Origin of the sequence: Kocuria rosea (assembly GCF_023715525.1) — a bacterium.
GTDB lineage: Bacteria > Actinomycetota > Actinomycetes > Actinomycetales > Micrococcaceae > Kocuria > Kocuria rosea_A.
Genome location: NZ_JAMBOG010000006.1, coordinates 44,841 through 60,825, shown reverse-complemented (window position 1 = coordinate 60,825; position 15,985 = coordinate 44,841). Strand labels below are relative to the sequence as shown.

The 15,985-nt window shown below is 73.8% G+C and carries 15 protein-coding genes; 12 read left to right on the top strand and 3 right to left on the bottom strand.

The genetic code is table 11. The features are described 5' to 3' along the window. Positions 1 to 26: 26 nt before the first annotated feature. The 3 genes from M3185_RS05945 to M3185_RS05935 all read left to right on the top strand — a co-directional run bounded on the left by M3185_RS05945 (position 27) and on the right by M3185_RS05935 (position 2,394). Positions 27 to 1,037, top strand: a complete 1,011-nt coding sequence (locus M3185_RS05945; RefSeq protein ID WP_251332753.1) for an AraC family transcriptional regulator — start codon at positions 27 to 29, stop codon at positions 1,035 to 1,037. A gap of 103 nt (positions 1,038 to 1,140) precedes the next feature. Next, positions 1,141 to 2,016 carry an SDR family NAD(P)-dependent oxidoreductase gene (locus M3185_RS05940; RefSeq protein ID WP_251332752.1) on the top strand — a complete coding sequence of 292 codons (876 nt, stop codon included), beginning with the start codon at positions 1,141 to 1,143 and terminating at the stop codon, positions 2,014 to 2,016. 9 nt (positions 2,017 to 2,025) lie between these two features. Further along, complete coding sequence (locus tag M3185_RS05935; protein WP_251332751.1) at positions 2,026 to 2,394, top strand: VOC family protein; 369 nt, start codon at positions 2,026 to 2,028, stop codon at positions 2,392 to 2,394. Positions 2,395 to 2,421: 27 nt separating this feature from the next. On the opposite strand, the gene M3185_RS05930 is transcribed toward M3185_RS05935, so the two are convergent. Next, positions 2,422 to 2,820: a YchJ family protein gene (locus M3185_RS05930; RefSeq protein ID WP_251332750.1), complete on the bottom strand. Its 399-nt coding sequence runs from the start codon at positions 2,818 to 2,820 to the stop codon at positions 2,422 to 2,424. Between the two features lie 101 nt (positions 2,821 to 2,921). Next, positions 2,922 to 4,394 (bottom strand): NCS2 family permease, encoded by a 1,473-nt coding sequence (locus M3185_RS05925; protein WP_251332749.1) that lies wholly within the window; start codon positions 4,392 to 4,394, stop codon positions 2,922 to 2,924. A 304-nt stretch (positions 4,395 to 4,698) separates the two neighbouring features. On the opposite strand from M3185_RS05925, the gene M3185_RS05920 reads away from it, so the two are divergent. From M3185_RS05920 to M3185_RS05880, 9 genes are all read left to right on the top strand, one after another. Beyond that, positions 4,699 to 5,178 carry a general stress protein gene (locus M3185_RS05920; protein WP_251332748.1) on the top strand — a complete coding sequence of 160 codons (480 nt, stop codon included), beginning with the start codon at positions 4,699 to 4,701 and terminating at the stop codon, positions 5,176 to 5,178. 159 nt (positions 5,179 to 5,337) lie between these two features. After that, entirely contained in the window at positions 5,338 to 7,032 is a 1,695-nt protein-coding gene (locus tag M3185_RS05915; RefSeq protein WP_251332747.1) for a nitrite/sulfite reductase, read from the top strand. Then, a complete protein-coding gene (locus M3185_RS05910) occupies positions 7,029 to 7,781 on the top strand; it encodes a phosphoadenylyl-sulfate reductase (protein ID WP_251332746.1) in 753 nt (250 codons plus the stop codon). The genes M3185_RS05915 and M3185_RS05910 overlap by 4 nt, the downstream gene beginning before the upstream one ends. Before the next feature lie 44 nt (positions 7,782 to 7,825). Next, positions 7,826 to 8,731, top strand: a complete 906-nt coding sequence (gene cysD, locus M3185_RS05905) for a sulfate adenylyltransferase subunit CysD (protein ID WP_251332745.1) — start codon at positions 7,826 to 7,828, stop codon at positions 8,729 to 8,731. Positions 8,732 to 8,733: 2 nt separating this feature from the next. Continuing rightward, positions 8,734 to 10,125, top strand: a complete 1,392-nt coding sequence (locus M3185_RS05900) for a sulfate adenylyltransferase subunit 1 (RefSeq protein ID WP_251332744.1) — start codon at positions 8,734 to 8,736, stop codon at positions 10,123 to 10,125. Continuing rightward, entirely contained in the window at positions 10,118 to 11,203 is a 1,086-nt protein-coding gene (locus tag M3185_RS05895) for an ABC transporter substrate-binding protein (protein ID WP_251332743.1), read from the top strand. Before M3185_RS05900 ends, M3185_RS05895 begins: the two co-directional genes overlap by 8 nt. Next, positions 11,200 to 12,009 carry an ABC transporter ATP-binding protein gene (locus M3185_RS05890; protein WP_251332742.1) on the top strand — a complete coding sequence of 270 codons (810 nt, stop codon included), beginning with the start codon at positions 11,200 to 11,202 and terminating at the stop codon, positions 12,007 to 12,009. Before M3185_RS05895 ends, M3185_RS05890 begins: the two co-directional genes overlap by 4 nt. Then, on the top strand, positions 11,999 to 12,946 hold the full coding sequence (locus tag M3185_RS05885) for an ABC transporter permease (protein ID WP_251332741.1): 948 nt from the start codon (positions 11,999 to 12,001) through the stop codon (positions 12,944 to 12,946). The genes M3185_RS05890 and M3185_RS05885 overlap by 11 nt, the downstream gene beginning before the upstream one ends. Before the next feature lie 60 nt (positions 12,947 to 13,006). Continuing rightward, on the top strand, positions 13,007 to 14,476 hold the full coding sequence (locus M3185_RS05880) for an FAD-dependent oxidoreductase (RefSeq protein ID WP_374238475.1): 1,470 nt from the start codon (positions 13,007 to 13,009) through the stop codon (positions 14,474 to 14,476). Between the two features lie 67 nt (positions 14,477 to 14,543). Here M3185_RS05880 and M3185_RS05875 read toward each other — a convergent pair whose 3' ends face one another. Beyond that, the gene (locus tag M3185_RS05875) at positions 14,544 to 15,905 is read right to left on the bottom strand and encodes a D-arabinono-1,4-lactone oxidase (RefSeq protein ID WP_251332739.1); all 1,362 of its coding nucleotides are present in this window, start codon (positions 15,903 to 15,905) and stop codon (positions 14,544 to 14,546) included. Positions 15,906 to 15,985 lie beyond the last annotated feature (80 nt).

The following is a 15,985-nucleotide window of genomic DNA, read 5'->3' as shown; positions in this document are numbered from 1 at the left end:
ACCCTGGGCGACAGAAGGGAGAAGTCGTGTCCGTCATCAGATCCGCGGCGCTGCGGGGGTTCCGCGCCACGGTCGCCGAGCTCGGCGGCGACGCCGAGGCGCTCGCCGACGCCGCCGGCCTGCCCCGCGCCGCCCTGGACACCGACGACCTGCTCGTCCCGGCGCAGGCCGTGGGGCGGGTCCTCGAGACCGCCGCGCGCGAGCGGGACTGCCCCGACCTCGGGCTGCGGGTGGCCGCGCGCCAGGACCCCGGCGTGCTCGGGCCCCTGGCGCTCGCCGCCCGGCACTCCGAGACGGTGCGCGACGCCCTCGAGTGCACCTCCCGCTACCTGTTCGTCCACGCGTCCTTCCTCCAGCTGTCCCTCGGGGCGGACCCCTACGGCGCCCGCGGCGTGACGGCCGTGCGCTACGGCAGCTCCGCGGAGGCGATGCACAGCCCCCAGGGCACCGACCTCGGCCTGGGGCTGCTGCACCGGGCCCTGGTCTCGCTGGTGGGCGGGCGCTACGGGCTGCGCACCGTCGAGCTCGCCCACCGCCCGGCCGCACCGGCCCACGCCTACGAGGAGTTCTTCGGGGTGCCCGTGCGCACGGACCGGCCCGGGACGCTGCTGCGCATCCCCACGAGCACCCTGGCCCGCCCGCTGCACGGGGACGCCCGCGTGCGGCAGGTGGCGCTGGCCTTCCTCGACACCCAGCTCCCCCGCGGGGGCGCTGCGTGGACGCCCCGGGTCCGGGGCGTCCTGGCGCAGCTGCTCGGCACGGCCGCCCCCGAGATCGAGGCGGTCGCCCGGGTGCTGGACCTGCACCCCCGCACCCTCCAGCGCCGGCTCGCGGCCGAGGGCACCACCTACGGCGCCGTCCTCGACGAGACGCGGCGCGGCGCCGCCCTGCGCTGGCTCACGACGACCGACGTCCCCGTGAGCCAGATCGCCGGACTGGTGGGCCTGTCCGAGGCCTCCGCCCTCACCCGCTGCGCCCGGCGGTGGTGGGGCGTCCCGCCCCGCGAGGTCCGGCGCCGGGGCCCCGCGGCGTCCTGAGCGTGTCGCAGGGCGTCAACTTCCTGTCGTGGAGGGTCAAGCGCGAGCCCGCCGCGCCCGCGCAGACTGGGGGCGGTCCCCGTCCACCACCCAGGAGCAGCCCATGTCCCCCTCGGCCCCCTTCCGCTTCCCCGGCGCCACCGCCGTGCTCACCGGCGCGGCCTCCGGGATCGGGGAGCACCTGGCGCGCGGGCTCGCCGCGCGGGGCACCCACCTGGTGCTGCTCGACCGCGACGCGGCCGGCCTGGACGGCGTCGCCGCGTCGATCCGGGAGCGGCACCCGCAGGTGCGGCTGCGGACCGTGGTGGTCGACCTCGCGGAGCTCTCCTCGCTGCCCGCGGTCGCCGAGCGGGTGCTGGCGGAGCACCCCCGGATCGACCTGCTGGTCAACAACGCGGGGGTCGCCCTGGGCGGGCGCTTCGACCAGGTCTCGGCCGAGGAGTTCGACTGGGTGATGGACGTGAACTTCCGGGCGCCCGTGGCGCTGACCCGCCTGTTCCTGCCGGCCCTGCTGCGCGCCCCCGGCGGCCACCTGGTCAACGTGTCCAGCCTCTTCGGGCTCGTGGCGCCCCCGGGGCAGGTGGCCTACTCGTCGAGCAAGTTCGCGCTGCGCGGCTTCACCGAGGGGCTGCGCCACGAGCTGGCGGGGCGCGTCGGCGTCACCGTGGTCCACCCCGGCGGGGTACGCACCCGCATCGCGGAGTCCGCGCGCCGGCCCGCCACGGTGCCGGAGGACCGGGCGCGGGCGGACCGGGAGAGCTTCGCCGCCCTGCTCGGCTATCCGCCGGAGCGGGCGGCCGCCGAGATCCTCGGGGCCGTGGAGAAGCGCCGGGGACGGCTGCTGGTCGCCCCGACCGCCGTGCTGCCCGCCGCCCTGGCCCGGCTGCTCCCGGGGTCCTACTGGCCGGTCCTGCACGCGCTCACCCCGGTGCTGCAGGCGGTGCCGCGGGGCTTCCCGGGGCGGCGCCGGCGTGCCTAGGCTGGCCCCATGACCAGCACCGTGTACTCCGTGGCCGTCGACTGCCGCGACCCCGAGGCCCTGGCCCGCTTCTGGTGCGAGGCCCTGGGCTACGTCGTCCACGGCGAGGCCGAGGGCTACGTCGGGATCGCCCCGCCCGAGGACGTAGCCGGGCCGCGCCTGGACTTCCTGCTCGTCCCGGAGCCGAAGACCGTCAAGAACCGGCTGCACCTGGACCTGCGCGCCGCGGACGGCGACCAGGCCGGGGAGGTGGCGCGCCTGGAGTCCCTGGGCGCCCGCCGAGCGGACGTGGGCCAGGGCTCCGACGTGACGTGGGTGGTGCTCGCCGACCCGGAGGGCAACGAGTTCTGCGTGCTGGCCGACCTCGAGGACGACTGAGCCCGGGCTCCCGCCGCCCGGAGCGGCTCAGCCCACCACGCCGTCCACGTAGTACCACCGGCCGTCCTCCCGCAGGAACCGGGAGTTCTCCCGCTGCTCCCCCCGCCCGGCGGTCCCGGGGCCGCTGCGCCAGCGGGCCGTGAAGTCCACGTGCCCCTCCCGGTCGAAGGGCCCGCCGGCGGCGGTGCCGTGGACGTCGAGCCGGTACCAGCGCAGGGACGGGTCCAGCTCCAGGTGCTCGGGGCGCGTGCGCGGGTGCCAGGTGGCCAGCAGGTAGGCGGCGTCCCCGGCCGCGAACGCGCTGAAGCGGGAGCGCATGAGCAGCTCGGCGGTGGGGGCCGCGGAGCGGCCGGCGTGGAACCGCCCGCAGCAGGCCCCGTAGGTCTCCCCGGTGCCGCAGGGGCAGCGGGCGTCGTCGTCGATCATGCTCCTGTCCTATCACCGTCCGCTCCCGGCGGGATGACGGAAGGCGGCCGCCGGAGCGCTCCGGCGGCCGCCTTCTGCGCTCGCGCGAGCAGGGGCGGGGCTCAGGCCATCCAGCCCTCGACCACGCCCTTGCCGAAGAAGACCACGAAGGCCGCCGCGACGAGGTACATCAGCGGGTGGACCTCCTTGGCCCGGCCCTGGACGAGGCGGATGAAGACGTAGGAGACGAAGCCCGCGCCGATGCCGTCGGCGATCGAGTAGGTGAACGGCATGACCGCGAAGGTCAGGAACGAGGGGATGGCCAGCCCCCAGTCCTCCCACTCGATGCGCACCGCCTGGCGGGCCATGAGGAACCCGACGATCACCATCGCCGGGGCCACGGCCTCGAACGGCACGACGTTCACGAGCGGGGTGATGAACATGGCCAGCAGGAACAGCACGCCGGTGACCAGGTTCGCCAGGCCGGTGCGGGCGCCGTCGGCGATGCCGGTCGAGGACTCCACGAAGATCTGGTTGGAGGACACCGAGCCCGCGCCGCCGGCGATCGCCCCCGCGGCGTCGACGAGCAGCACCCGGTCCACGTTCTCGATCTGCCCGTTGCGGCCCACCAGCCCCGCCTGCTCCGACAGGCCCACCATCGTGCCCATCGCGTCGAAGAAGATCGAGAGCAGGATCGTGAAGATCAGCAGCAGCGCCGCCAGGGCGCCGAGGTTCGCGAAGGCCTCGAGCGGGGCGGCCGAGCCCACGAGGGAGAGGTCGGGCAGCGCGAACAGGGACGCCGGGGCGGAGGGCACCACGAGCGACCAGCCGGCGGGGCTGTCCACCGAGGAGCCGGAGGGCACGAACGCCTCGAGCACGTGCGCCAGGACCGTGGTGAGGACCACGGCGACGAGGATGGCCCCCGGCACGTTGCGCACCATGAGGGCGACCATCAGCAGCAGCCCGACGACGAACGTCAGCGTGGGCCAGCCCAGCAGCGTCCCGCCGTTGCCCAGCTGGACCGGCACGGTGGTCCCGGCCGCGTCCGGCATCCGGCGCACGAACCCGGCGTTGACGAAGCCGATCAGCGCGATGAACAGGCCGATGCCGACCACGATGGCGGTCTTCAGCGACGCCGGCACGGCGTTGAACACGGCGGTCCGGAAGCCGGTGAGCACCAGCCCGAACATGATGAGCCCGGCCCACACCACCAGGCCCATGACCACGGGCCACGTGATGCCCGGGGTGGTCGCGACGGTCACGGCGAGGAACGCGTTGACGCCCAGGCCCGTGGCGACGGCGAACGGCGAGCGCGCCACCAGACCCATGAGGATGGTCATCACGCCGGCGATCAGCGCGGTCACCGCGGCGACGCGCTCGCCGCCCAGGACGTTGCCCGCCCCGTCCGGGCCGTAGCCGAGGATCAGCGGGTTCAGCACCACGATGTAGCTCATCGCGATGAACGTCGCGACGCCGCCGCGGATCTCGCGCGGCACGGACGAGCCGCGCTCGGTGATCCGGAAGAAGCGGTCCAGGCCGTTGCGCGGCGGACGGGGCGGGGAGGTCTCGGCGGAGACGGGGGTGGAGGAGGCCATGGTGGTCCTTGGGCGGTCGACGGGACGAGGGCTCGGCACGAGGTGGGCCGAGGGGAGTCTACGGCGGTGGCGGCGTGCCGGCAGGCGCTCACCGCGGGTGCGGGACCGGGACGCGCGGGGCTGGGGCGCGGGCCTTGGGGACGAGCCTAACGGCGCCCCGGGCGCTCCGGGAGGGGCCCGGGGGTCGTTCCCGGCCGGAACAGGCCGCGGGCGCGGCGCGTTGTGCTGTGCACCACGACGGGCGACGACGCGTCCGGAGCGCGCCCGCGCGGCCCCGAGCTCTCGAACAGGAGTGACGAATCCCATGTCCCAGCCCTCCCGGATCCCTCCCACCACGTCGGGCAACTACCGCGTCCTCAGGACCGTGCCCACCTACGACGAGGCGCAGCGCATCGTCGACAGCCTCTCCGACGCCCAGTTCCCCGTCGAGCACGTCCGCGTGGTCGGCACCGGTCTGCGCTCCGTCGAGCAGGTCACCGGCCGGCTGACCAACGGCCGGGCCGCGCTCTACGGAGCCGCCTCCGGCGCGTGGCTGGGCCTGTTCGTCGGCCTGCTGCTCGGCATCTTCACCGTGGGCAGCTGGTTCGCCGTGGTCCTGTGGGGCGTGCTGCTCGGCGCGTTCTGGGGCCTGCTGTTCGGCCTGGTCGGCCACGCCGCGACCGGCGGGCGCCGCGACTTCCGCAGCGTCCAGGGCTTCGAGGCCGAGGCCTACGACGTCCTCGTGGAGGCCGAGTACATCGACGAGGCCGCCGCGAAGCTCGGCGGCGCCCGCCCCACCGCCTGATCCCGTTCCCAGCCCCCGGCCTCCCTCCACGAGGAGCGGACCCGGGGGCCATCTCATGTTCCGGGGGCTGTGTCAAGTGTGTTAATCGTCGGCGACGCAATGTGGCGTTTCATGACGGCCGAGGTGACGGACCGGAGGCGGCGGCGAACAATCGAGGGCATGACTCAGACGACCCGTGCGCCCCGCGCTGCCCGGAAGCCCAAGCCCGAGGGGCAGTGGAAGGTCGACGGCCGCGAGCCCCTCAACCCCAACGAGGTCTTCAAGCAGGCCGACGACGGGCTCAACGTGCGCGCCCGCATCGAGGAGGTCTACTCGAAGGAGGGCTTCGCCTCGATCGACCCGAACGACCTGCACGGCCGGTTCCGCTGGTGGGGTCTCTACACCCAGCGCAAGCCGGGCGTGGACGGCGGGAAGACGGGGTCCCTGTCCGACGCCGAGATCGAGGACGAGTACTTCATGATGCGCGTCCGGCTCGACGGCGGGGCCCTGACCCGCGAGCAGCTGCGGGTGCTGGGGCAGATCTCCTCCGAGTTCGCCCGGGACACGGCCGACATCACCGACCGGCAGAACATCCAGTACCACTGGATCGACGTCAAGGACGTCCCCGAGATCTGGCGGCGGCTCGAGGACTCGGGCCTGGACACCATCGAGGCCTGCGGCGACGTGCCGCGCGTGCTCCTGGGCTCCCCCCTCGCCGGCATCGCCGAGGACGAGATCATCGACCCCACCCCGGTGATCGAGCGGATCAAGTCCACCTACATCGGCTCCCCGGAGTTCTCCAACCTGCCGCGCAAGTTCAAGACGGCGATCACCGGCCACCCCTCCCTCGACGTCGTCCACGAGATCAACGACATCTCGCTCGTCGGCGTGGTCCACCCCGAGCTGGGCCCGGGCTACGACCTGTGGGTCGGCGGCGCCCTGTCCGTGGTGCCGCGCCTCGGCGAGCGCCTCGGGGCCTTCGTGACCGAGGAGCAGGCCCCCGAGGTGTGGGCCGGGGTCACCAGCATCTTCCGCGACTACGGCTACCGGCGCCTGCGCAACCGCGCGCGCCTGAAGTTCCTGATGGCCGACTGGGGCCCCGAGAAGTTCCGCCAGGTGCTGCAGGACGAGTACCTGGGCTACGAGCTCGCGGACGGGCCCGCGCCCGAGAAGGCCGCCACCCCGGGCGACCACATCGGCGTGCACCGGCAGAAGGACGGCCGGTACTACATCGGCGTGGCCCCGCGCGTGGGCCGCGTCTCCGGGCGGAAGCTTCTGGAGCTCGCCGACGTTATGGAGAAGTACGGCTCCGACCGGTTGCGCACCACCCCGCACCAGAAGCTCGTGCTCCTCGACATCGAGGAGGGCGACGTCGAGGCCGTCGTCGCCGACCTCGACGCCCTGGACCTGCAGGCGCGGCCCTCCGCGTTCCGCCGCTCGACGGTGGCCTGCACCGGCATCGAGTTCTGCAAGCTGGCGATCGTGGAGACCAAGCACACGGCCTCCGAGACGATCGACGAGCTGGAGCGCCGTCTGGCCGACGTGGAGCTGCCGCACCCGCTGGCCCTGCACGTCAACGGCTGCCCCAACTCGTGCGCCCGGATCCAGACCGCGGACATCGGGCTCAAGGGCCAGCTGCTGCCCACCGACGACGGCGGTCAGAAGCCCGGCTTCCAGGTCCACCTGGGCGGCGGGCTCGCGGCGGACGACCGCGCCGAGGCCGGACTGGGGCGCACCGTGCGCGGGCTGAAGGTCTACGCGGACGAACTGCCCGACTACGTGGAACGACTGGTCCGCCGCTTCCTGGACCAGCGCGCCGACAACGAGACCTTCGCCGAGTGGACCCTTCGGGTCGAGGAGAGTGAACTCGTATGACCACCACCACCACGCTGCGCGACGAGCAGCAGCTGCGTGCGCTGGCCGCAGCCGGCGCCGCCCACCTGCACGCCGAGCTCGACGCCGAGGGGCGCGTGCCCGCCGAGGGCGAGGCCTCCCCGGCCGAGGCCATCCGCTGGGTCGCCGAGAACTTCGACCTGCGCAAGGTCGCGGTCGCGTGCTCGATGGCCGACGCCGTGCTGCCCGCCCTCGTGGCCGAGCAGCTGCCCGGCGTGGACGTCCTGTTCCTCGAGACCGGCTACCACTTCCCGGAGACGCTGGGCACCCGCGACGCCGTGGCCCACGTGCTGGACATCAACGTCGTCGACGTCCTCCCCGAGCTGACCGTCGCCGAGCAGGACGCACAGATCGGCAAGGACCTCTTCGCGACCGACCCCACCCGGTGCTGCGCGATCCGCAAGATGGACCCGCTGAAGAAGTCCCTGGAGGGCTACGAGGTCTGGTTCACCGGCGTGCGCCGCGACGAGTCCTGGACCCGCACCAACGCCCCGATGGTGACCTTCGACGAGACCCACAAGCTCATCAAGGTCAACCCCATGGTGCGGTGGACCCTCGACGAGCTCCTGGAGTACTCGGAGAGCCACGGCCTGCCCGTGAACCCGCTGATGTCCGAGGGCTACCTCTCCATCGGCTGCGCGCCCTGCACCCGTCCGGTCGCCCCGGGCGAGGACCCCCGCGCCGGCCGCTGGGCGGGGAAGAACAAGATCGAGTGCGGGATCCACCTGTGAGCGCACCAGCGACCACGACGCCGAGCACCACGACGGACGGGACCATGACCACGACCACGACGCACAGCAGCCTCGACGCGCTGGAGGCCGAGTCCATCCACATCATCCGCGAGGTCGTCGCCGAGTTCGACCGCCCGGCCATGCTCTTCTCCGGCGGCAAGGACTCGGTGGTCATGCTCCACCTCGCGGCGAAGGCCTTCTGGCCGGGGCGGATCCCGTTCCCCGTGCTGCACGTGGACACCGGGCACAACTTCCCCGAGGTCCTCGACTTCCGGGACCGCACGGTCGAGCGGCTGGGCGTGCGCCTGGTCGTGGCCTCCGTGCAGGACTACATCGACGACGGCCGGCTGCTCGAGCGCGCCGACGGCACCCGCAACCCCCTGCAGACCGTGCCCCTGCTCGACGCGATCGCCGAGCACAGGTTCGACGCCGTGTTCGGCGGCGGGCGCCGCGACGAGGACAAGGCCCGCGCCAAGGAGCGGATCCTGTCCCTGCGCGACGAGTTCGGCCAGTGGGACCCCCGCAACCAGCGCCCCGAGCTGTGGAACCTCTACAACGGCCGGCACACCGCCGGCCAGCACGTGCGGGCGTTCCCCATCAGCAACTGGACCGAGCTGGACATCTGGCGCTACATCGAGCGCGAGAACATCGAGCTGCCGCCCATCTACTACGCCCACCCGCGGGAGGTCTTCCGCCGGGACGGGATGTGGATGGCCGTGGGCGAGTTCTCGCTGCCCACCGAGGCCGAGGACGTCGAGCTGCGCACGGTGCGCTACCGCACCGTGGGCGACATGTCCTGCACCGGCGCCGTGCTCTCGGAGGCCCGCTCGGTCTCCGACGTCGTGGCCGAGGTGGCCGTGTCCACACTGACCGAGCGCGGGGCCACCCGCGCGGACGACCGGATCTCCGAGGCCGCCATGGAGGACCGCAAGAAGGACGGGTACTTCTAGAGATGACTTCCCCCAGCACCGTGAGCTCGCACGGCTCCGCGCCCGAGCACGCCCCCACCATCGACCCCGGGTCGCTGTTCCGCTTCGCGACCGCCGGCTCCGTCGACGACGGCAAGTCCACCCTGGTGGGCCGGCTGCTCCACGACGCCAAGGCGATCCTGGCCGACCAGCTCGAGGCCGTGGGCCGCACCTCCGCCGAGCGCGGCTTCGGCGGCGGCACCGGCCGGATCGACCTGGCCCTGCTCACGGACGGGCTGCGCGCCGAGCGCGAGCAGGGCATCACCATCGACGTCGCCTACCGCTACTTCACCACCGACCGCCGCTCCTTCGTGCTGGCCGACTGCCCCGGGCACGTCCAGTACACGAAGAACACGGTCACGGGCGCCTCGACCGCCGACGCCGTCGTGCTGCTCGTGGACGCCCGCCACGGCGTGGTCGAGCAGACCCGCCGGCACCTCGCCGTCGTGGCCCTGCTGCGCGTGCCGCACGTCGTGGTCGCCGTGAACAAGATCGACCTCGTGGACTGGTCCCAGGAGGTGTTCGACCGGGTCGCCGCCGACGCGACCGACGTCGCCGCCCGGCTCGGGATCGAGGACCTGCACGTGGTGCCGGTCTCGGCCCTCGAGGGCGACAACGTCGTGGAGCGCTCCGAGCGGACCCCGTGGTACACGGGCCGCCCGCTGCTGCGGGTGCTCGAGGAGCTGCCCACCGTGGACGAGTCCGGCCGCGGCGCCGCCCGCCCGTTCCGCCTCCCCGTCCAGTACGTGATCCGCCCCCAGGGCGGGACCGCCCCCGGGGCCGACGCCGAGGCGCTGCGCGACTACCGCGGCTACGCGGGTCAGATCGCCTCCGGCACCGTCGCGGTCGGCGACGAGGTCGTGGTCCTGCCCTCGGGCCGGCGCACCACGGTGACCGGCATCGACGTCGCGGGCACCGCCCCCGGCCCCGGGGAGCCCCTGCCCGGCGTGCAGCTGGAGGAGGCGGCGGCCCCGCTGTCCGTGACCCTGCGCCTCGCCGACGACATCGACATCGCCCGGGGCGACCTGCTCGCGGGCGTCGACCAGGAGCTGCCCCGCCCGACGCAGGACCTCACGGCCTCCGTGGCGTGGCTGGGCGAGCGCCCCCTGCAGCCGCGGGCCCGGGTGCTCGTCAAGCACGGCACGGCCACGGTCCAGGCCATGGTCCAGGAGCTCGAGGGCCGGCTGGACCTCGACGAGCTCGTGCTGCAGGACGCCACGGCCCTGGAGCTCAACGACATCGGCCGCGTCCGGCTCCGCCTGGCCTCCCCGCTGCCCGTGGACCCCTACGACCGGCTGCGGCGCACCGGCGCCTTCCTGATCGTCGACCCGGCCACCGGCAACACGCTCGGGGCGGGTCTCGCCCGGGATGCCTGAGGTGGCGCGGCGTCGTCGACCGGGAGGCTGGCCGCTCGTCCTGGGGGCCCTCGCGGTGCTGGCCGTGCTCACGGTCGTCGCCACCGCGCTGCGGGCCAACGGGACGCTCGCGGCGTGGGAGCGCACCGCGGTCGAGACGTCCGACGCCGAGCGGCTGCGCCTCGGCTACTTCGGCAACCTCACCCACGGCCCGGCCCTGGTGGGGGTGCAGAACGGGCTCTTCGCCCAGGAGCTCGGGGACACGGAGCTGTCCACGCAGGTCTTCGGCAGCGGCCCCACGGCCGTCGAGGCCATGAACGCCGGGGAGCTCGACGCCGCGTTCGTGGGCCCCAACCCCGCGATCAACTCCTACGTCCAGTCCCGCGGCGAGTCCCTCACCGTCGTGGCGGGCGCGGCCTCCGGCGGCGCCCAGTTCGTCGTGACCGACGACGTCCGGGGCCCCGACGACCTCGCGGGCCGCACCTTCGCGACCCCCGACTTCGGCGGCACCCAGGACGTGGCGCTGCGCGTGTGGCTGCAGGAGCACGGCTACGCGGTGGACGGGCAGGGGGACGACGCCGTGGCCATCGCCCCCATGGCCAACGGGCAGGCCTTCCAGACGATCCGGCAGGGCCGGCTCGACGGCGGCTGGCTGCCGCAGCCCTGGGCCACGCGCCTCGTCCAGGAGGGCGGCGCGAAGGTCCTCGTCGACGAGCGCGACCTGTGGCCCGGCGGCCGCTACCCCACCACGGTGCTCGTGGTGCGCCAGGACTTCCTGGCCGAGCACCCGCAGACCGTGGAGAAGCTCATCGCCGGCCTCGACGAGTCCGTGGACTGGCTGCACGCCCACGAGGACGATCCGGCGGGGGTCGCCGAGGTGCTCAACAGCGGCCTCGAGGCCGCGCGCACCGATCCGCTGCCGCAGGCCACGCTCGTGGGCGCGCTCGACGCGATCGAGTGGACCGTCGACCCCCTGCCCGACACCTACCCGGCGCTGCTCGAGCACGCGGTGCACGCCGGCACCACCCAGGACGCGTCCGTGGAGGGCCTGGTGGACACCACCCTCCTGGACCGCGTCCGCGCCGAGGAGGACCGATGAGCACGACGGCGACGCCCGTGCCCGCGCGCACGGCCGCCCCCGGACCCGCGATCCGGATCGAGAACCTGACCAAGACCTTCGCCGCGGGCGACGGGCCCGTGCTGGAGGACGTGGACCTCAGCGTCGAGCGCGGCCAGTTCGTGGCGCTGCTCGGGGCCTCCGGGTGCGGCAAGTCCACGCTGCTCAACATCGTGGCGGGCCTGGAGGAGCCGACGGACGGGTCCGTGGCCGTGCCCGAGGAGGGCGCGGCGCTGATGTTCCAGGACGCCGCGCTGTTCCCCTGGCTCACGGCCCGCCGCAACGTCGAACTCGCCCTCGAGCTGCGCGGGGTGCCCCGCGCCGAGCGCGCCGGGCGCGCCGGGGAGCTGCTCGAGCTCGTCCGGCTGCCCCACGCCGAGCACAAGCGCCCCCACGAGCTCTCGGGCGGCATGCGCCAGCGCGTGGCCCTGGCCCGGGCGCTGGCCCAGGAGCGGGAGGTGCTGCTGATGGACGAGCCGTTCTCCGCGCTGGACGCCATCACGCGGGACCTGCTGCACGAGGAGCTGCTGCGGATCTGGCGCGCCACCGGGCGCACGATCGTGTTCATCACCCACAACGTGGGCGAGGCCGTCCGGCTGGGGGAGCGCGTGCTGCTCATGTCCTCCCGGCCCGGGCGGATCGTCCAGGAGTGGGACACCCGCCCCTGGAAGGACCCCGACGCCTACGGCTTCGAGGGCAACGCCCAGTCGCTCGACGAGACCCTCGGCGAGCTGACCCGCACCATCACCGGACGACTCCGGGAGGAGATCAGCCGCCATGCCGCCTGAGACCGCCGCCCTGCCCGCCGTGACCGGTGCCCGCGCCGACCGCGCCCCGGCCCCCACGGCGCGGGCCGACGCCCGCCCGCACGCCCCGGCCGACGAGCTGGCCGGCCTCGACGCCCTGCAGACCGAGCGCACCCGCCGCGCCCCGGTCGGGGAGGTGCTGCGCGCCAAGGTCGCGCCGCCCGTCGTCGCCCTGCTGTTCGCCCTGCTGCTGTGGCAGCTGCTCGTCGCCCTGCTCGGCCCCCGCCCCGACGTGGTGCCCGGCCCGCTCGACGTCGCCCGCCAGTTCGGCGCCCTCCTCGCGGACGGCACCGTGCTCGGCGCGCTCGGCACCAGCCTGTGGCGGGGGCTCAGCGGCTTCCTGATCGCCGTCGCCGTCGCCACCCCGCTGGGCCTGCTCGTGGCGCAGCGGCAGGGGTTGCGCAACGCCGTCGGGCCCCTCATCTCCGGGCTGCAGGTGCTGCCGTCCGTCGCGTGGGTGCCTGCCGCGATCATCTGGTTCGGCCTCTCCGACGCCACCGTGTACTTCGTGGTGCTCATGGGCGCCGTCCCGTCGATCGTCAACGGGATGCTCGCGGGCGTGGACCAGATCCCGCCCCAGCTGCGCCGCGCCGGGCACGTGCTCGGGGCGTCCGGCTGGACCATGGCCAGCCGGATCGTGCTGCCCGCCGCCCTGCCCGGCTACGTGGCCGGGCTCAAGCAGGGCTGGGCGTTCTCGTGGCGCTCGCTGATGGGCGCCGAGCTCATCGCCGTCGGCGGCTCCATCGGCTTCGGCCTGGGCTCGCTGCTCGAACAGGGGCGGACGGTCTCCAACATGGCCGTGGTGATGGCTGCGGTCATCGCGATCCTCGCCGTCGGCATCCTCGTGGAGCTGCTGTTCTTCAACCCCGTCGAGCGCCGGCTGCTGCGCGGGCGGGGGCTGCTCGGCCCCCGGGCGTGAGCTGCGTCTCTCCGCAGGGGAATCCTGCGACAACCTCACTAACGTTGGAACCGGTCCATGATGCGCGCGGAGCACACCGCGCGTGCACTCGAAAGGAATCCCGTGGCTGACACCACCACCCGACCCCTCCGCGTCGCCGTGATCGGCGCCGGCCCCGCCGGCATCTACGCCGCCGACATGCTGACCAAGTCCGAGCCCGTCAAGAGCGGCGAGCTCGAGGTCAGCATCGACCTGTTCGACCGCTACCCGACCCCCTTCGGGCTCATCCGCTACGGCGTGGCCCCCGACCACCCCCGCATCAAGGGCATCATCACCGCCCTGCGCTCGATCCTGGGCCGCGGCGACATCCGCTTCTTCGGCAACGTCGAGTACGGCAAGGACCTGATGCTGGCCGACTTCGGCGCCCACTACGACGCGGTGATCTTCGCCACCGGCGCCGTCTACGACGCCCCGCTGAACATCCCCGGCATCGAGCTCGAGGGCGTCCACGGCGCCGCCGAGTTCGTCGCCTGGTACGACGGCCACCCCGACTTCCCGCGCACCTGGCCGCTCGAGGCCCGGGAGGTCGCGGTCGTCGGCAACGGCAACGTGGCCCTCGACGTCGCCCGCGTGCTCTCCAAGCACGCCGACGACATGCTCGTCACGGAGATCCCCGGCAACGTCTACCAGGGCCTGAAGGCGTCCCCCGTCACGGACGTGCACATCTTCGGCCGCCGCGGCCCCGCCCAGGTGAAGTTCACCCCCCTGGAGCTGCGCGAGCTCGCCAAGTCGCGGGACGTCGACATCGTCGTCTACGACGAGGACTTCCAGTACGACGAGGGCTCCGAGCAGGCCATGGCCGAGAACAACCAGATCAAGGTCATGGTCAAGACCCTCGAGAAGTGGCGGGCCGACGACAGCCCGAAGACCGCCTCCCGGCGCCTGCACCTGCACTTCCTGCAGAGCCCCCGCGAGGTCCTCGGCGAGGACGGCAAGGTCGTGGGGCTGCGCATGGAGCGCACCCGCCTCAACGGCGACGGCTCCGTGTCCAGGACCGGCGAGTACGTCGACTACCCGGTGCAGGCCGTCTACCACGCGGTCGGCTACCACGGCTCCCGCCTGCCCGAGCTGCCGTTCGACGAGGCCCGCGGCGTGATCCCGAACGCGGAGGGCCGCGTGCTCGCCGAGGACGGCACCGTGCTGCACGGGCTCTACGCCACCGGCTGGATCAAGCGCGGCCCGGTCGGGCTGATCGGCGCCACCAAGTCCGACGCCCTCGAGACGGTCAACCACCTGCTCGAGGACCGGCCGCTGCTGCCGCCGCTGAGCCACCCGGACCCGCAGTCCGTCAACGACGTGCTCGAGGCCCGCGGCGTCGAGTACACCACGTGGGAGGGCTGGCTGGCCCTCGACGAGTACGAGCAGGCGCTCGGCCAGTCCTCGCACGACGCCGAGGGCAACCCGCGCGAGCGCGTCAAGGTCGTCGAGCGCGAGGAGATGGTGAGCGTCTCCCGCGAGGGCGTCGCGGAGCCGGTCGGCACGCACGCCTGATCCGCACCACCCCCTCCTCCGTCCCGCGGCGCGGCGCCGTCCGGGACGGAGGAGGCGGCACCGGGGCTCACAGCCCCAGCAGCTCCCGGGTGTGGTCGTTGAGGAACACCCCGTCCGGGTCGAGCGCCGCGCGGACGTCGAGGAAGTCCTGGAACCGCGGGTACACCGAGCGCAGGTACGCGGCGTCCCGGGTGTGCACGGTGCCCCAGTGCGGGCGTCCGCCGTGGGCCACGAAGATCTCCTCGGCCGCGGCGAAGGCCTTGGGCTCGTAGCGGCGCCAGTACTGCCGCAGCGCGATCCAGCCGGTGTCCCGGCCGTGGGCGGGGGACAGGTGCGCCTGCTCGGCGGCGGAGCAGCGCACGTCCACGGGCAGGGAGAACGCGTAGCCGCGGCGCTCGATGAGCGTCTGCAGCTCCCGGAACGCCACGGGCAGGTCCTCCACCGGCAGCGCGTACTCGGCGGAGACGAACCGCACCCGCCGCGGCACGGTGAACACCCGGTGGGAGAGGTCGCTGTAGGCCCGCGGGCTGTTGGTGAACGCGTCCAGCCGGTTGACCCCCGGGGTGGAGCGCGGCAGGACCGTGGCGAGCTGGTTGAGCCCGGTGGTGAGGGTGTTGCGCAGCAGGGCGTCGTCGATCCGGCGCACGGTGCGGGCCACGGGCGAGCCGGGGCGGGTGTAGGAGTCGGGGAGCTTGTGCAGCCGGGAGAGGATGCGGGTCTGCGCCGTGGAGGTGCCGGGCATCCAGAAGAACTCGAAGTGGTCGGCCCCGGCCATCCGCTCCCCGAGGGTGTCCACGAGCTGCCCGAGCGGCTCCCGGAACTCCGCCGCGTGCAGCCGGAACGCCGGCTCGCACTGCAGGGTCACGCCGACGACCACCCCGAGGACGCCCAGGCCCACCCGCGCGGCCTGGAAGACCTCGGGGCGCTGCTCGGCGCAGCACTCCAGGAGCTCGCCCTCCGGGGTGACCAGCGTCAGGGCCACCACCTGCTCGGACAGGGACCCGAAGGCCAGGCCCGTGCCGTGGGTGCCCGTCGAGACGGCCCCGGCGAGCGTCTGCCAGCTGCTGTCCGGCAGGTTGCTCACGGCCAGCCCGTAGTCGTCCAGGGCCCGGCTGAGCTCGCCGATCGTGGTGCCCGCCAGCGCGGTGACCCGGTGCCGGGTCGTGTCCACGCTGACCAGCCCGGCGAGGCCGCTGAGGTCGACCATGACGTCCGGGGCCAGCGGCAGGGCCGAGAAGCTGCAGCCGGAGCCGACGGCGCGCACGCCCAGGCCGCGGCGCGCGGCGGCGGCGACGCCCTCCGCCAGCTGGGCGACCGAGGACGGCAGGAGCACGTGCCGGGGCACGACCGAGTGGGTCCTGCCCCAGGTGGCCCATTCCCTCGTCCCGGTCTCCCCGGGCAGGGTGTCGGACAACGGGATCTCGCTCATCGGCGGGACCGTCCTTCCTCGGCGTCGGATGCGCTGTGCGCCCCCATCTTCTCACTCCGTTCCGCGCGCCCGCGCCGCAC

Bases quoted from the DNA above. Each gene is read 5' to 3' on its own strand.
- M3185_RS05925 (WP_251332749.1), bottom strand. From the start codon at position 4,394: ATGGCCTCCTCCACCCCCGTCTCCGCCGAGACCTCCCCGCCCCGTCCG.
- M3185_RS05920 (WP_251332748.1), top strand. From the start codon at position 4,699: ATGTCCCAGCCCTCCCGGATCCCTCCCACCACGTCGGGCAACTACCGC.
- cysD (WP_251332745.1), top strand. From the start codon at position 7,826: ATGACCACGACCACGACGCACAGCAGCCTCGACGCGCTGGAGGCCGAG.
- M3185_RS05885 (WP_251332741.1), top strand. From the start codon at position 11,999: ATGCCGCCTGAGACCGCCGCCCTGCCCGCCGTGACCGGTGCCCGCGCC.
- M3185_RS05900 (WP_251332744.1), top strand. From the start codon at position 8,734: ATGACTTCCCCCAGCACCGTGAGCTCGCACGGCTCCGCGCCCGAGCAC.
- M3185_RS05915 (WP_251332747.1), top strand. From the start codon at position 5,338: ATGACTCAGACGACCCGTGCGCCCCGCGCTGCCCGGAAGCCCAAGCCC.
- M3185_RS05895 (WP_251332743.1), top strand. From the start codon at position 10,118: ATGCCTGAGGTGGCGCGGCGTCGTCGACCGGGAGGCTGGCCGCTCGTC.
- M3185_RS05890 (WP_251332742.1), top strand. From the start codon at position 11,200: ATGAGCACGACGGCGACGCCCGTGCCCGCGCGCACGGCCGCCCCCGGA.
- M3185_RS05910 (WP_251332746.1), top strand. From the start codon at position 7,029: ATGACCACCACCACCACGCTGCGCGACGAGCAGCAGCTGCGTGCGCTG.
- M3185_RS05940 (WP_251332752.1), top strand. From the start codon at position 1,141: ATGTCCCCCTCGGCCCCCTTCCGCTTCCCCGGCGCCACCGCCGTGCTC.
- M3185_RS05935 (WP_251332751.1), top strand. From the start codon at position 2,026: ATGACCAGCACCGTGTACTCCGTGGCCGTCGACTGCCGCGACCCCGAG.
- M3185_RS05880 (WP_374238475.1), top strand. From the start codon at position 13,007: ATGCGCGCGGAGCACACCGCGCGTGCACTCGAAAGGAATCCCGTGGCT.
- M3185_RS05875 (WP_251332739.1), bottom strand. From the start codon at position 15,905: ATGAGCGAGATCCCGTTGTCCGACACCCTGCCCGGGGAGACCGGGACG.
- M3185_RS05930 (WP_251332750.1), bottom strand. From the start codon at position 2,820: ATGATCGACGACGACGCCCGCTGCCCCTGCGGCACCGGGGAGACCTAC.